General features: G+C 31.7%; 1 protein-coding gene. It reads right to left on the bottom strand.

Annotated elements, in window-relative coordinates; all coding sequences use genetic code 11:
• Positions 1-205 (bottom strand): transposase (locus GNY06_RS04855; RefSeq protein WP_166519045.1); only part of this gene is annotated, 205 nt, incomplete at both ends.

Genomic DNA, 205 nt, shown 5'->3' with positions numbered 1-205 from the left:
GATTTTTTCGCATAGGTACTTCCATATTAATCTGGTTGTAAGTAAATAAGTCTCTTTGATAATCAATACTCAGATCACCTTTGTCTCCTAATATTGTACAATTTTGAAACAAGTGCTTAATATCTTTGAGATAATGAATATCATGTACAGAAGCTTGTGTTACATCAAAATCGGTAAAAATCCCATCAGTAGTACACACTGCATG

This window comes from Elizabethkingia argenteiflava (assembly GCF_009904105.1).
Classification (GTDB): domain Bacteria; phylum Bacteroidota; class Bacteroidia; order Flavobacteriales; family Weeksellaceae; genus Elizabethkingia; species Elizabethkingia argenteiflava.
Note: the sequence above shows the minus strand (reverse complement) of the source record. Positions and strands in the feature narration are given on the sequence as shown.